The 14,852-nt window shown below is 46.5% G+C and carries 13 protein-coding genes and 7 tRNA genes; 3 read left to right on the top strand and 17 right to left on the bottom strand.

Annotated features, from left to right (window positions below; translation table 11 throughout):
- Positions 1 to 10: 10 nt before the first annotated feature.
- Together CK1_RS09325 and CK1_RS09330 are read left to right on the top strand one after the other, a co-directional pair.
- Positions 11 to 1,897 (top strand): ABC transporter ATP-binding protein, encoded by a 1,887-nt coding sequence (locus CK1_RS09325; RefSeq protein ID WP_110925902.1) that lies wholly within the window; start codon positions 11 to 13, stop codon positions 1,895 to 1,897.
- Positions 1,898 to 2,097: 200 nt separating this feature from the next.
- Positions 2,098 to 3,090 carry a transglutaminase domain-containing protein gene (locus CK1_RS09330; RefSeq protein ID WP_330583989.1) on the top strand — a complete coding sequence of 331 codons (993 nt, stop codon included), beginning with the start codon at positions 2,098 to 2,100 and terminating at the stop codon, positions 3,088 to 3,090.
- Between the two features lie 130 nt (positions 3,091 to 3,220).
- Here the strand turns inward: CK1_RS09330 and CK1_RS09335 are convergent.
- The 7 genes from CK1_RS09335 to CK1_RS09365 form a co-directional block, all read right to left on the bottom strand.
- Positions 3,221 to 3,300: transfer RNA gene (locus CK1_RS09335), tRNA-Leu, on the bottom strand.
- 66 nt (positions 3,301 to 3,366) lie between these two features.
- Positions 3,367 to 3,439 (bottom strand) — tRNA-Lys (locus CK1_RS09340).
- Positions 3,440 to 3,449: 10 nt separating this feature from the next.
- Positions 3,450 to 3,521 (bottom strand) — tRNA-Gln (locus CK1_RS09345).
- A 10-nt stretch (positions 3,522 to 3,531) separates the two neighbouring features.
- Positions 3,532 to 3,605: transfer RNA gene (locus CK1_RS09350), tRNA-His, on the bottom strand.
- Positions 3,606 to 3,610: 5 nt separating this feature from the next.
- Positions 3,611 to 3,684: transfer RNA gene (locus CK1_RS09355), tRNA-Arg, on the bottom strand.
- Between the two features lie 18 nt (positions 3,685 to 3,702).
- Positions 3,703 to 3,773: transfer RNA gene (locus CK1_RS09360), tRNA-Gly, on the bottom strand.
- A gap of 27 nt (positions 3,774 to 3,800) precedes the next feature.
- Positions 3,801 to 3,875: transfer RNA gene (locus tag CK1_RS09365), tRNA-Pro, on the bottom strand.
- A 259-nt stretch (positions 3,876 to 4,134) separates the two neighbouring features.
- Between CK1_RS09365 and CK1_RS09370 the strand changes: the two genes are divergently transcribed.
- Positions 4,135 to 4,908, top strand: a complete 774-nt coding sequence (locus CK1_RS09370) for a hypothetical protein (RefSeq protein ID WP_015526012.1) — start codon at positions 4,135 to 4,137, stop codon at positions 4,906 to 4,908.
- 68 nt (positions 4,909 to 4,976) lie between these two features.
- Here the strand turns inward: CK1_RS09370 and CK1_RS09375 are convergent, their stop codons facing one another.
- The 10 genes from CK1_RS09375 to CK1_RS09420 form a co-directional block, all read right to left on the bottom strand.
- The gene (locus CK1_RS09375) at positions 4,977 to 6,074 is read right to left on the bottom strand and encodes a diguanylate cyclase (RefSeq protein WP_015526013.1); all 1,098 of its coding nucleotides are present in this window, start codon (positions 6,072 to 6,074) and stop codon (positions 4,977 to 4,979) included.
- Positions 6,055 to 7,518 carry a histidine kinase N-terminal 7TM domain-containing protein gene (locus CK1_RS09380; protein WP_015526014.1) on the bottom strand — a complete coding sequence of 488 codons (1,464 nt, stop codon included), beginning with the start codon at positions 7,516 to 7,518 and terminating at the stop codon, positions 6,055 to 6,057. Before CK1_RS09380 ends, CK1_RS09375 begins: the two co-directional genes overlap by 20 nt.
- A gap of 2 nt (positions 7,519 to 7,520) precedes the next feature.
- Positions 7,521 to 9,176: a GH3 family acyl-acid amido synthetase gene (locus CK1_RS09385; RefSeq protein WP_353611157.1), complete on the bottom strand. Its 1,656-nt coding sequence runs from the start codon at positions 9,174 to 9,176 to the stop codon at positions 7,521 to 7,523.
- A 790-nt stretch (positions 9,177 to 9,966) separates the two neighbouring features.
- Positions 9,967 to 10,446, bottom strand: a complete 480-nt coding sequence (locus CK1_RS09390) for a metallophosphoesterase family protein (protein WP_015526016.1) — start codon at positions 10,444 to 10,446, stop codon at positions 9,967 to 9,969.
- On the bottom strand, positions 10,443 to 11,027 hold the full coding sequence (locus tag CK1_RS09395) for an XTP/dITP diphosphatase (protein ID WP_015526017.1): 585 nt from the start codon (positions 11,025 to 11,027) through the stop codon (positions 10,443 to 10,445). The genes CK1_RS09390 and CK1_RS09395 overlap by 4 nt, the downstream gene beginning before the upstream one ends.
- Complete coding sequence (locus CK1_RS09400) at positions 11,024 to 12,181, bottom strand: THUMP domain-containing class I SAM-dependent RNA methyltransferase (protein ID WP_015526018.1); 1,158 nt, start codon at positions 12,179 to 12,181, stop codon at positions 11,024 to 11,026. The genes CK1_RS09395 and CK1_RS09400 overlap by 4 nt, the downstream gene beginning before the upstream one ends.
- Positions 12,178 to 12,720, bottom strand: coding sequence for a phosphodiesterase (gene yfcE / locus CK1_RS09405; RefSeq protein ID WP_015526019.1), 543 nt, complete (start codon positions 12,718 to 12,720; stop codon positions 12,178 to 12,180). The genes CK1_RS09400 and yfcE overlap by 4 nt, the downstream gene beginning before the upstream one ends.
- 126 nt (positions 12,721 to 12,846) lie before the next feature.
- The gene (locus CK1_RS09410; protein WP_015526020.1) at positions 12,847 to 13,179 is read right to left on the bottom strand and encodes a rhodanese-like domain-containing protein; all 333 of its coding nucleotides are present in this window, start codon (positions 13,177 to 13,179) and stop codon (positions 12,847 to 12,849) included.
- A gap of 112 nt (positions 13,180 to 13,291) precedes the next feature.
- A complete protein-coding gene (locus CK1_RS09415; protein WP_015526021.1) occupies positions 13,292 to 13,495 on the bottom strand; it encodes a hypothetical protein in 204 nt (67 codons plus the stop codon).
- Between the two features lie 302 nt (positions 13,496 to 13,797).
- Positions 13,798 to 14,727 (bottom strand): cation diffusion facilitator family transporter, encoded by a 930-nt coding sequence (locus tag CK1_RS09420; RefSeq protein ID WP_015526022.1) that lies wholly within the window; start codon positions 14,725 to 14,727, stop codon positions 13,798 to 13,800.
- Positions 14,728 to 14,852 lie beyond the last annotated feature (125 nt).

Raw genomic sequence — 14,852 nt, forward strand, 5'->3', positions numbered from 1 at the left:
AAAACAGAACATGAAAGGCCCGGGCGGTCCTGGCCCAAGGGGTATGGGAACACCGGAGCAGCCGGGAAAGCTTCTGGGACGCCTTGCCCGTTATATCTTTAAAAACTACAGTATCCATATCGTGATCGTGGTGATCTGCATTTTTGTCAGTGTTCTTGCCAATGTACAGGGAACTATGTTCATGAAAACCCTGATCGACCAGTATATCACACCGCTTCTCTCAGCAGATACACCGGATTTCGGGCCTCTGGCTACAGCCATCGCACGTGTGGCATGCTTTTACGCCATTGGTGTTATTGCCACCTATACTTATAACCGTATCATGATCAATGTTTCCCAGGGAACCTTACGTAACCTCCGAAACGATATGTTTGCAACGATGGAAACGCTTCCCATCAAATATTTTGACACTCACGCACACGGCGATATCATGTCCATCTACACCAACGACATTGATACCCTGCGCCAGATGATCAGCCAGAGCTTTCCGCAGCTGCTTTCCAGTGTGATCACCATCGTCAGTGTTCTTGTAAGTATGCTGATCCTGAATGTTCCGCTTACTGTAGTTACCCTGCTTATGGTTGCCATTATGATGACTGCCAGCCGGAAGCTTGCGGGCTTAAGCGGAAAATATTTCCTGGAGCAGCAGACCAACCTTGGTATTGTCAATGGTTATATCGAAGAGATGATGGAGGGTCAGAAGGTTGTCAAGGTCTTCTGCCATGAGGACGAAAGCATCCGGAAATTCGATGAACTGAACGACCAGCTTTTCACCAGCGCAGACAATGCAAACCGTTTTGCCAACATCCTGATGCCTGTGGTCGCACAGCTTGGAAATGCCAGCTATGTGATCTGCGCCATGGTGGGCGGTATCCTTGCTATCAACGGCATCGGCAGCTTCACACTTGGCGGGCTTGCCAGCTTCCTGACCTTCAATAAGAGCTTCAACATGCCTATCAACCAGGTCAGCCAGCAGTTCAACAGTATTGTTATGGCTCTTGCAGGTGCAAAACGTATCTTTGATCTTCTGGATGAAAAACCGGAAGTGGATGAAGGCTACGTTACTCTCGTCAATGCAAAAGAGGAAAACGGTGTTCTTACCGAATCCGACAAACGTACCGGCCGCTGGGCATGGAAGCATTTCCACAAAGCTGAGGGTACCACTGATTATATCGAGCTGAAGGGTGATATGGTCCTGGAGGATGTAGACTTTGGTTATAATTCCAACAAGATCGTTCTCCATGACATCAACATGTATGCACAGCCAGGCCAGAAGATCGCTTTTGTAGGCTCCACCGGCGCCGGAAAAACCACCATTACCAATCTTCTGAACCGTTTTTACGACATTCAGAAGGGTAAGATCCGTTATGACGGCATCAACATCACCAAGATCAAAAAAGACGATCTCAGACGCTCCATGGGCATCGTTCTTCAGGATACCAACCTGTTCACAGCAACCGTTATGGAAAATATCCGCTACGGAAAGCTGGATGCCACAGATGAGGAGGTTATCGCAGCAGCAAAGCTTGCCAACGCCGACGGTTTCATCCGCAGGCTTCCGCAGGGTTATAATACCCTTCTCCGCGGAAACGGTGCAAACTTAAGTCAGGGCCAGCGACAGCTTCTCTCCATTGCCCGTGCAGCCGTTGCAGACCCGCCCGTCCTGATCCTGGACGAGGCCACCAGCTCCATTGATACCCGTACCGAAAAGCTTGTACAGGATGGTATGGATAAGCTGATGGAAGGCAGGACGACCTTTGTGATCGCCCACAGACTTTCCACAGTACGCAACAGTGACTGCATCATGGTCCTGGAGCAGGGACACATCATCGAGCGTGGTTCCCACGAGGAGCTGCTTGCACAGAAGGGCCGGTATTATCAGCTGTATAACGGCTGATCCAGGCTCACAGTTATTTTCGATCTAAAATATTCAATACCAAAAACATGCAGGGTGTATCTTTTCTGATAGTCCTGCATGTTTTTTATGCTATAATCTTTGATTGAAATCTATTTTTCCGGAAAGGAGTCTCCGTATTTTTATATATGAAACAAACTGAAGAATATTACTACGGCAAAATGTCGAAAGATAAACAAAACGTGTACCGTGCAATGCTTCACGGGCTTATGGAGCTTTCCGACGAGTTCCTGATCCCGCAGGTACCAACCACCGATGGAAACTGGCTCTATGATGTATTTTTCCAGCTTCGTCTGGATCACCCGGAGATTTTCTGGGCTGTGGGGTTTAAATACCGTTATTACAAGGACTCGCCAAATCTGATACTGATTCCTGAATATATCTTCGACAAAAATAAAATCCGGGAGCATCAGAAAGCCCTGGGAGCCCGCGTAGACAAGCTTGTGCGCACCGCCATGAAGTTTTCCGAGTGGGATAAGGAAAAATATGTCCATGACTTCATCTGCGAAAATATCCGCTACGACAAACTGAAAAAGCCATATTCCCACGAGATCATCGGGCCTCTGGGCCATGGTGTCGGTGTCTGCGAGGGAATCGCCAAATCCGTAAAGGTCCTCTGTGATACCCTTGGTGTATGGTGTATTATCGCCATCTGCGGGAACAATCCGGAAAAAGGGATCAAATACCGTCATACCTGGAACATCGTCCGGATCAACGGACAGTACTATCATCTGGATGCCACCTTCGATAATACTCTGGGCAAAAACGAAGGCGGCTTAACCAGTATCCGTTACGATTATTTTAATCTGGATGACAAAAACATCTTCCGTGACCATGAACCACTGATCGCTCCGGCACCTCCCTGCCCGGATGGAAACCACTTTTATTACCGTGAGAAAAAGCTATCCTTCACCAAATTGGAAGACGTATACAAACGTGCCCTCCAGGCCGCAAAAAAAGGCCGCGAATTCACCTTCCACTGGCGAGGCGGATATCTCACCCGTGAAGTCCTCGCAGACCTTGTAGATCAGATCCAGGCCGCAGGAAAGACACGGGACAAAAAAGCCATCATCACACTCAACTGGCCTCAGGCTGTACTTCGATTTCATTTTGTGGAACAGCAGGCGGAAGGGAAGGTGTTTATTGAGGAAGTGAATGAAGGGGAGAAACTGTAACGTCATTTAAGAAATTCGATAGAGTCAAAATGCCACATATCATTATGCATATGTGGCATTTTTCTGTGAATATAATTCTAAAATTAAAAGACTTTCCATAAATCAGATTTATAGAAAGCCTCTTAAGCACTGCGGATAACAGGACTTGAACCTGCACGGTTGCCCACTGGTACCTAAAACCAGCGCGTCTGCCAATTCCGCCATATCCGCATATTCAATTATATTTTCATCCTGTCTGATGATAAAAAATAACGGAAAGCAAATGCTTTCCGCTAATGAGGCATCGGGGATTCGAACCCCGGACAACTTGATTAAAAGTCAAGTGCTCTACCGACTGAGCTAATACCCCATAAAAAGGACTGGGCTAGCTGGATTCGAACCAGCGAATGCAGCAGTCAAAGTGCTGTGCCTTACCGCTTGGCGATAGCCCAATGGGCGAAGGGTGGATACAGGGATTCGAACCCTGGGCCTCCAGAGCCACAATCTGGCGCGCTAACCAACTGCGCTATACCCACCACAACGTGCCTGAAGGGATTCGAACCCCCGACCCACGGCTTAGAAGGCCGTTGCTCTATCCAGCTGAGCTACAGACACATGCTCTCTTCTCAGAGAAGCGGGTGATGGGAATCGAACCCACGTATCCAGCTTGGAAGGCTGGTGTTCTACCATTGAACTACACCCGCATGCTTGCGGTAATAAGTTTACAGCAGTCGGGGTGACAGGATTCGAACCTGCGGCCTCCTGGTCCCAAACCAGGCGCTCTAGCCAAGCTGAGCCACACCCCGATGTACCATTTACTTATGGTTTTTATTAAGTTGTTGTCGTCTTCGTTTGTGTTTCGTTTTCGTTTCCTGCCTGACGACAAGTGATATTATATTATAGCAATCTACAAATGTCAACACCTTTTTTGAATTTTTTAAAAAACTTTTTTCACGTTTTTTCCGCCTATTTAAAGGTTTTCTTGTCATTTGCGACTGGCTTATGGTATCATGAAACCATAATTAAAGTCAAGAAAAAAAGCAAATAATAAGGAGATGTTTTTACATGGATATAAAATTATTTCAGCAGAAGCTTAATGACATCTGTGCCATCGCTGAGGAAAACAATAAGCAGCTCTCCCAGCAGCAGATCCGTGATCATTTCGATGAATCGGATCTGAGCACTTCACAGCTTGTAAAGATCCTGCAGTATCTCAAATTAAAGGGGATCACCATCGAAGGCGCCGATGAAGCTGCCGGCGCTGCCAGAGCAGATGCTGTTTCATCCGAATCCAGCGACAAGGACGAGCTTCCGGGTACCCGTGCTGCTCTTACTGCCGAAGAACAGGCTTATCTCAGTGACTATATGGAAAGCTTTTCCCCGGAAGGACTTGATCCGGATGATCTTGCGTCCCTCTTTCATGCCTTTGCAAAGGGTGACACTGCTGCCGAAGGTGCACTGACACAGTTCTACATGGCTCAGGCAGCCCAGATGGCCGCTGAACTGAACTGTGAGGAAATCCACCTGGCCGATCTCATTCAGGAGGCAAATCTGGCCCTTCTGGCGTCTCTCAAAGAAACTGCCCCACAGGAGAAAAACGACACCTGGATGCGTGGTCGTATCCGCAGTGGGATCCTTCATGCCATTGAGGAACAGACACAACAGAAATTCCGTGACGACTATCTGGTATCCAAGGTAGAAAACCTGGAGGCTGCGGTTAAAGAACTCACAGACGATGATGACGCCACCAAATTCACCATTGATGAGCTTGCCGTGATCCTGGATATGAATGTGGATGAGATCCGGGATGTACTTCGCCTTACTGGAGATGATAAATAAAGCTTTCTTCATATTCTTCACAAAAACGGGTCTGACATAGCTTGTCAGACCCGTAATCTTAATATTCTTTATGCTTTTTCTTCCCGTTTCAGCTCCGCCGGTTCTGCCAGATGGATCTTTCCTTCCCGAAATATGTGGATAAATACCTCCGCCATATCCGGATCGAACTGTTTTCCTTCCTCTTCTCTTATGATCCGAAGAGCTTTTTCCGCTGGCATCAGTTCTTTATAACAACGTTTGGATGTCATGGCATCAAAGGAATCTGCGATGCAGAGGATCCTTGCAGATGCCGGGATATCTTCTCCCGCGATCCTCCTTGGATAGCCGTTTCCGTCATAACGTTCGTGATGACCGATAACCGCAGGGATAACATAATCCAGCGACGGAAGGTGACGGATGATCCCGATGGACGCTTCCACATGACCTTTCATGATCTCATACTCTTCATCCGTAAGCTTGCCTTCTTTATTCAGGATATGCTCCGGGATCCCGATCTTTCCAACATCATGAAGAAGCGCCGCCTGACGGATGATCTCCACCATTTCCGTTGTATAGTTCAGCGCCTTCGCAAGACTTGTTGCGTAATAAGCCACATTGTTGGAATGTCCGAAGGTATAATGATCTTTGGTATCAATGGCTGCAGTCAGCGCATAGATCGTGGATTCATAGGACTGATAAATATGTTCATGATCGGATTTCTTACCCGCATTTTCTTCATCCAGGCTTTCCTTCAGCATGGTGTCAAAAATCTCGATGCCATTTTTACCGCTGCGCTTTACATGATATACTGCCAGGTCCGCATTATCCAGGAGCTCCTTTGCTGAGCGTGCCGCATAAGGCGCCGCACTGATTCCCACGCTTACCGTAAGGATCTTCAGCTTGTAGTCTGCAGAATCGTTGCGCATATGCAGGATCTGCTTCTGTATGGATTCTGCCAGATTTCTGGCGGAAAAAATATCGTAATTTGGCATCAGGACCGCAAATTCCTTGGCACTGTGACGTGCCACATATCCCTGTTCTCCCACACTTGCCTGGATGATATCTGCCACCTTTCGAAGTGCAACATCTCCCTGCTGATTTCCGTACAGCTGATTGTACAGCTTGAAATCATCAATATTGAACAGGATCAGTGCAAGCGAACCCTCTTTATTTTTCGTATTCCTCATCCAGAATCTCATAAAAATATTTCCGGTTCAGAAGGCCCGTCAGTTCATCGGTCCTTGCCTCAGTCCATGCCGCCTCATAAAGTCTGGCATTTTTGATGGCAATGGAAGCTACTGAGCTGACCGAAGACAGCATGGCAAGGTCATTATGGTTCAGATTCCTGTGTCCGTCACCGGAAATCGCAATGATCCCGGCCAGATCATCATTTTGTCGAAGACCTGCACAGTATTCGATACCCAGCTCTGAAAACATATGTTTCTCCGACTCCCACATGGATTTGTAGGCTGTGGAAGAACGAAAATCCCGGATCACCACACAGTCCTCATTTCTGGTAAGCCAGGTGACCACCGGATTATCCGCTTTCAGCGAAAAGGTCAGATCGTTCAACGGACGGTTGCTGTAAACAGCCTGATATTCCCCTGATTTTTTGTCTCTCAGACAAATATAGATCCGTCCTGCATTGGTAGTTTCCTTCAGCACATTTACCGTATTGCGCAGGATCTCTCCTACCCGGAGTGTCCTGGATACTGACTGGCTGAAATCTTTCAGCTCCTGAGACTGCTGGATCTCTTTTTTGATAAAAACATTGTTCATCAGACATTTCCACAGCACTGTGACCAGCCATGCAGATATGAGAAAAACGAAAGAAAAGATCAGCACATGATACTCACTGGCTGCAGGGAGCAGCATTCGGATATAACTCATCAGGTACGGTGAAAGATTGATAAACAGTACTACCGTCAGGACCACGCCCACACCAAAGCAAACCCCATCTGACGCAAGACGGCGCATCTGGAACAGCCGTCTTCTGGTCAGTGCATAAAGCATCAGGACAGCATTGATCAGACCGCTGACAATATCGATGGGGAATCCGGAAAATGCCGGCACTGCCAGCGCAAGGTTTCCCACAAAAATGATCAGTATCCCCACAAGGATCGGTTCGATCTGTTTGCGGTATCCGGGATGTCTCCGGCATCCGCGGTACATGGTGATAAAGATCTGGATAATGGTGATCCCTGCCACCACAAAGAATAGAAGGAACCAGGGTGTGATCTTATAAACAAAATGCGCACCACCGTTTTTACGGATCAGATCTGGCCAGCGCAGGATGATCCCGCCCGGGATGTTGATCACAAAAAGCAGCATCATCAAAAGCAATGGGATCTTGCTTTTTCTGCCCATACGCACTCCCATGAATTCGCTGATGAACACATAGTAAAAATATGGCAGAAACAGGATTCCTGCCAGAGACACATAATACCACAGGATGTAAGAGGGGCCTGCTTCCATACGCATCAGAAAAGAGCCCAGCGTCCAGCAGAGCATTCCTCCCAGCACACACATGAAACTGTTGATGATCCGGCTGCGCTTACCAGCCAGAAGAGTCAGTATCATAAATGTATAGAAAAAAACTGAAATGATTGAAAATGATATATAGCTTTCCATAGTTACTTCCTCATATTCCCGAATCCGATCTCATCCTGCAGTCTCAAAAGTTCCGCCACCTCATAATAAGGAGTGCTCATATGCCGTGGTTTCCGTCCTTTTCTGGACTCATACAGATGAAAGGTACCACAGCGCAGGATGGTCACCACAAGGGGATCCATTCCCAGGATTTTCTTCAGATCCCGGTAATCCTGATCGATATATTTGAAATACGTGGTCAGAAGTTCTTTCAGAATATCCGTGCTCATAGCCTGATACATCAGCGCTTCTTTTTTTACTTCTATATAAAGATGCAGATATGGGCGTTTTTTCTCATTATATTCTTTCACTGCGATCCAGTCCGTTACCGGCTGCCCGGGCAGCTGGATCACACTTTTGATGCCATTCTCTGAAATTCTGGTAAACCCTGCAATATCAATGATCCATGGAACCCGGTCTACGTACTCAAATCTTGGGATCTGTGTCCGGTCCTCCTGGTTGGTAAGCCCCACGCACCGATACATATCTCCCACACGATACCTGGCAAAGGCTCCGCCTTTCAGCACAGTGATCACAAGCTCATATTTCTCCCCGGGGACAACCTCATCCATAAGATAAGTCGGAGGAGTGAACGTGGGATCCTCATAATTATGGAGCATATCTTTTTCGGTGATAAATTCATAAAAGCAGGTATCCGGGAAAAAGTACATTCCGTTCCTGGTCCAGGTCTCGGTTCCTATAATGGAAGGTTCCGTTCCCGCAAAAAGTTCCATGGGCCGAACTCCCCACATTTCCTCCAGATCATCCTTATAGCACTGGTTGTCAGTTCCTGCCACCATAAATCCCTTCAGGTGAAAAAGATCTTTCGGAAGAAGCTCCCGTTTCTCCTTCTTACAGATCTTTTTGGCATTCAGGATCCTTTTCAGCATCTTTGGTTTATACTGCAGAAGTTCCGAAAAGGATGTTTTGCTCTTTCCTGATGATACGCTTCCAGTGAGGCTCTGGCTTACTGCATAGGCCACACTTCCAAGTCCGAAGAAAAATTCCACGTCCTGTTTCATGGCCATCTTGAATCCCTCTTTGTTCCGCTCACCAAAGCTCATATTTACCGCATCTTCCACTTCCGGAAGAAAACGGATGTCGATATCCTCTTTCAGCGCCAGTGGAAAAAGACCGGTAGCAAAAGGCAGCGGTGCCAGTCCGTAAAGGATCTTGTCCGTTTCCTCCACATCAAATTTGCCCTTTTCGTGGCTTGTAGCCAATATGAGGCAGGCAACTACATTGTTCCTGTAGGTATCCAGCATACTTCTCGTGTATGGTGCTACTTTTATCGGATGGCGCCCGCCTTCCCAGGTCGTCTGTATCCAGATGATCGGATTACCCGGAAGTGTTTCGCTTCTCTTCTTCAAAAGCATGTCGGCATAATCCTCATAAGTGGTAAGAGGTACCAGCCGACGGAACTCGTCGATCCCGGATGGCCTCCTGCCCTTCAGAATGCTTTTGCCCAGTTCACAGTCTGACCAGAGCTGGATCTGCTCTTCCATCAGGCGATTCTGGATCTTCATATAATCCTGCATTGTCAGATCAAGAAATCCGCAATATTCTTTCCAGATAGCATCATACTGCTGTTTTCGAAGCTTTTCGCCAAGACTCACCGCCTTTTCCCCCCTTTTCGCCATGTTTTTATGCAGGCAGCTGTACTGTTTCGGTCTGGGATCAGAAAGGGAGTTGTCTGCTGATACGCTCCGTAATTACTGAATGTTTCCGGAAACACGATCCTGTCCTGGTAAAAAATGTACAATATGTTCCACACGATAAGGACCACAAAAGCCCCCAGCGCCTTCCCGGATCCCAGAAATCCGGCCAGGCAAAAATAAAATCCGGCGAACCACAGAACGCCAGGATGTCGGCAGAGTGCATAAACACCCTCTGTATAAGCCAGCCTTTCATGATTTTCTTTGACATATGTCTCATCAAAGGGCAGCGCAAAAAACAATGTATAGATCAACAGTCCCAGAAACAGGAGCGCTGCTGCCAGAAAAACAGCAGAAATAAAAAAGAACTTCCCCGCCGCGGCCAGCAGTTCCGGATCACCAGACCTGTTGACACTGCGATCAGGAAACATCCTATGCTAAAAAACGGGTGGAGAAAGCTTTTTTCAGTCGGATACTGTTATGATCATACAGGAAGCAGCATAAAAAGCCGATACTCCCTATAATAACCGCAGTCATGCGTATTTTCCCCCTTCATTTATGTAAAGCGGACCTTCTCATTCCGCTCTGCTGCATTCTCAGGAACGAGACCCCTTCATGGTCAGTACCCTAAAGAATGCTCTATATTACTAGAAAACAACTACTTGTTCATTATATAGCACATAGCTGACTTTCGCAATCGTTTTTGACTAATATATGCTGAATATTGGCACAAATTTTATCAATTATGACAGTTTATTTGTTTTTTCTGCCGGAATCAGAGGTAACGGATCTCTACGTGCATTTCGCCCTTTCCATCTGTCTCCATTACTGCATAGCTTGGACGGCGTCCCCGTTGTCTGGGATAAGCCAGACTTCCGGGATTTACCAGAAGCACACCTGCTTCCTTTTCAACAACCGGTACGTGGATATGTCCGAAAAAAGCCGCATTGCATCCCCTTGAGCGGGCAGCTTCTGCCAGCTGATCAAAGGCCATGGATACACCGTAGTAATGACCGTGAGTTACCAGAATCTTATTTTCCTCGACCTCGATCACATCTTCTCTCGGAAGATCCGAGAAAAAATCATTATTTCCGGACACAATACTGCAGGGACATTCTGCAAGGGCTTCGATATAAAATTCTCTGCCTTCCACATCTCCGCAATGTACCAGCATGTCAAAAGGAGCCTCCCGATTTATCGCGATCTCCAGGTTTTCATCTCTTCCGTGAGTATCGCTTACGATCAGCACCTTCATACAAGCTCTTCCTTTATAAGGCAAAGAGCTTTTCCACGATGGCTGATCCTGTTCTTTTCTTCCATGGAAAGCTCTGCGGAAGTACAGCCATATTCCGGAAGATAAAAGATCGGGTCATAGCCAAAGCCATTCTCCCCTTTTTCCTCGTAGCCGATGCGGCCTTCCATGGCAGCACGGACTGTCTTTCTTCTGCCATCCGGGAAAACTGCCGCAATAGCACATACAAAACGTGCAGTACGTTTCTCATCAGGTACACCTTCCAGACGCTGGATCAGGTTTGCGTTTTTAATATGATAAGAAGTATCCTCACCCATATAGCGTGCGGAATAGATTCCCGGCTCTTTGTTCAGATAGTCGATCTCCAGACCGGAATCATCTGCCAGAACGATCTCGCCAGTCATTTTACTGATTGCTTCTGCCTTGATCATGGCATTTTCTTCAAAGCTTTTTCCATTTTCATCAATATCCGCATGGATCCCGGCATCCTTCAGGGAAAGGATCTCCAGAGAAGGATCCGCAAGTATCCTTCGGATCTCCTTCATTTTATCCTCATTTCCGGTAGCAAAAATGATCTTTTTCATTCTTTAATACTTCCTTTCTTCGGCGGACGTGGTCCAAGAAACTGGTAATAGTAGGTTTTCATCATTCCATTATAGATCTTACGGTTTTTATCTGCCTTTCGGCCGATGTCATTCTCTGCCTTGTCATAGGCAGTGATCAGATACATGGACCAGCGATCCAGCCCCTTATAGCTTTCACCGATCTCACGGTACAATGCAGGGAGATTGGATTTTTCTTCGATCCGCTCACCATATGGCGGATTTGTCACGATAAAACCAAAGGGTTTGGAATGGCGGAGTTCACTGACCGGGCGCTGCTGGAAATGGATCAGTCTGTCCACTCCTGCCATTTTTGCGTTGGCGCGTGCTGCCTTGATGGCAGCTGCATCGATATCAAAGCCCTGGATATCGGTTTCAATATCAAGATTTACACGTTCTCTGGCTTCTTCTCTTGCATCCTCCCAGCATTCCTTCGGGATCAGATGCTCCCAGCTCTCGGCCAGAAAATGACGGTTCAGTCCCGGCGCCATATCCGCTGCCATCATTGCCGCCTCAATAGGAAAGGTGCCGCTTCCGCAGAACGGATCGACAAGAATACGGTCCTTTTTCCAGGGAGTGAGCATCAAAAGAGCACTGGCAAGCGTCTCGGTGATAGGTGCCTTGACAGTCATCTGGCGATACCCTCTCTTATGGAGGGATACTCCTGAAGTGTCGATTCCGATCAGAGCTACGTCTTTCATAAAGGCCACACGGATAGGAAATTCCGGACCATCTTCCGGAAACCAGGAAATCCCGTAAATGCCTTTGAGACGCTCTACAATGGCTTTTTTCATAATGGACTGGATATCAGATGGACTAAAAAGCTTACTTTTGATGGAGTTTGCCTTGGCTACCCAGAATTTACCGTTTTTCGGTATGTAATTCTCCCATGGGAGAGCCTTGGTCTTTTCAAAAAGCTCATCAAAAGTCTCAGCCTTTACTTCGCCTATTTTCAGAAGCACACGTTCTGTGGTACGAAGGAACAGATTGGCGTCTGCCACACCCTGGGCATCAGCCTCAAAGGTTACTCTTCCGTCTTCCACCCTGGTCACTTCATAGCCAAGATCCAGTATTTCACGCTTCAGCACCGCCTCTGTTCCAAAATGACAGGGCGCCGTTAATTCCCACAGATTCATAAAGTGATCTCCCGTACTGTATTTCCTTCAAAATCTTTAATGGTAAAAATTCCGTTCTCAAGGATTGCATAGGTCGGCGGGTTACCTTCCTTTGGAATGGATACGGAACCTGGGTTCAGAAGGATATAATCCCCCATATTTTCTGCCTTCAGCACATGTGTATGGCCGTGGATCAGAATGTCTCCGTCCATCATCGGCGGAAGATTATCCTTATTATAGATATGACCGTGTGTGGCGTACATCGTTTTTCCTTCGATGGCAAGGATACAGTAATCTGCCATAACCGGGAAGTCCAGGACCATCTGATCCACCTCTGCCTCACAGTTTCCGCGTACTGCATAGATCTGGTTTTTTCTCTCATTTAAAAGGCGGATGACTTCCTTTGGTGCGTATTCCTTCGGAAGGTCATTTCTTGGTCCGTGATAAAGCAGATCTCCCAGAAGCACCAGTCTCTCCGCCTTCTCCTTGTCATATGCTTCCAGCATTTTCCGGCAGTAATATGCCGAACCATGTACATCGGACGCAAACATATATTTCATAATCTTTTCTCCTTGTAATTTGTGTTGGTTTTTATCTCTGTTCTTTACATTATCATGATTTCCTTTAAAATACAAGATTTGTTACAGATATGCATTCGCAATCTGATTTGATATTGTCCGCTTTTTTTATCCGCGCACAAGATTTCTCCCTCTGTAGGCTGCAAATCCACCAATCACGGACCTGGTACGACAGCCCTGTCTTGCCAGGCTCCGGGCAGCCTGCATGCTGGCGCCGCCGCGGTCGCAGTAAAATATCAGCAGCTTATCTTTGGGAAAACGATATTTCTGATCCTGTTTTTTCTCAAGATATTCCTCCAGCTCTCTGTATGGAATATTTACCGCGTTCCGGACATGTCCCCTTCTGTAGGCGGCAGAATCCCGGAGATCTATGATAACAGCGTCGCTGCGCTCCACATAATAATCCAGCATTTTTGCAGAGATAGTTTCGATCTGAAACATGGAAAAAATCTCCTCTTTTTGGTATATTATATGGAAGCTTCCGGGTGAATGTTCCCTTATATGTATTTAAGCGGGAAAAGCCATCTCTGACTTTTCCCGCTTTTCTTATCCTTTAATATCTGTCAGAGCCTCTGTCCTTCTCAGAATCATATTCATCGGAAATTTTGTTTCCGTAGCTGCTTTTGGAACTGTTCCTGGAAGAATTTCCAGAATTGTTCTTAGAGCTGTTTTTTCCGCAATTTCTGGAAGCACTTTCCCCGTGATTTTTTCCTGCATAATTAGACTCATTTCTGTCTGTTTCGTAATTTTTCGCCATTTGAATTACCTCCTGATGAAGTTGATTTTACGGCTTTCCGAAGCTTTCTGCCGCTTTTTATTACAGGAAATAGTATCCCAAAAAGTTTGGAGATTATTCGCCAAAATCATATTGCTTTTTTTCCAGTTTATATTATAATCATTCTTGTAAAAAGAATTTACCCTTCAAAAATTTTTTTACATAACCCCTTATTTAATTATTTATACTCCCCTCGAAACACCCGGTAGCTCCCCTACCGGGTGTTTCTCTATACAAAAACAAGCCGCCGGATGACGATCACAGTTGCTCCGGCAGCTTGTTTTTTATCCGTTGATCGGATTTACATGCACCATACAGTGCTTTACATCTTTGAATTTATTCTCGATCGTATGATGTACATTTTCCGCAATATCATGTGCATCAAAAAGGGAAATATTTCCATCTGCTGCGATCTCGATATCCACATACATCTTGGATCCGAAAAGACGGGTTTTAAGAAGGTCTACTCTTCTGACGCCCGGTACCTTGAGGATCTCTCTCTTCATGAATTCCTCAGTTTTTGCATCACAGGAATGATCTACCATCTTGTCAATGGCATCCCTGAAAATGTCGATCGATGCCTTGGCGATCATAACGCAGATCACGATACTGGCGATCGGGTCCAGAATCGGGTATCCCAGTCTTGCACCGAAGATGCCGACAAACGCTCCGATAGAGGAAAGTGCATCTGAACGATGGTGCCATGCATCTGCCATCAGGGCTCCTGAATTGATCTTCTTTGCAGCACCTCTTGTATACCAGAACATCCACTCTTTTACCACAATGGATACCACTGCTGCAATCAGTGCAAGTGTTCCCGGAATGGCAATGGTTCCACCGGATGTGCTTTTTACGATATCACGGGCACCGGTAATTCCGATTCCAAGACCAGTGACAAGCAGCATTCCTGCAAGGACAATGGAAGAGACACACTCCATTCTTTCATGTCCGTACTGGTGCTCTTTGTCCGATTTCTTTGCTGAAAGACGGACACCGATGATTACGATGAAGGTGCTTCCCACATCTGATGCAGAATGAATGGCATCCGAAATCATCGCTCCTGAATGTGCCACAATACCTGCGATCAGTTTAAATACAGATAATAAAAGGTTTACCAGAATACTGATCCCGGATACCTTCATTGCTGTCTGCTGTTCCCATGAAGCTGTTTTTTCTGTATCATGTATAATTGTTTTGTTTTCTGTGTGTTCCATAAACAGAATCTCCTTTTAAATATATGATCAGGTTCTTCTTATGGCACAACATTTTCCGTGAAAAAACCGGCGGTTCCTTCACTACTCGCTGCAGTGCGATTTTCCGCCGGTGTTCTTTCTTTTCT

The sequence above is a fragment of the Ruminococcus sp. SR1/5 genome, from assembly GCF_000209835.1.
Classification (GTDB): domain Bacteria; phylum Bacillota; class Clostridia; order Lachnospirales; family Lachnospiraceae; genus Blautia_A; species Blautia_A fusiformis.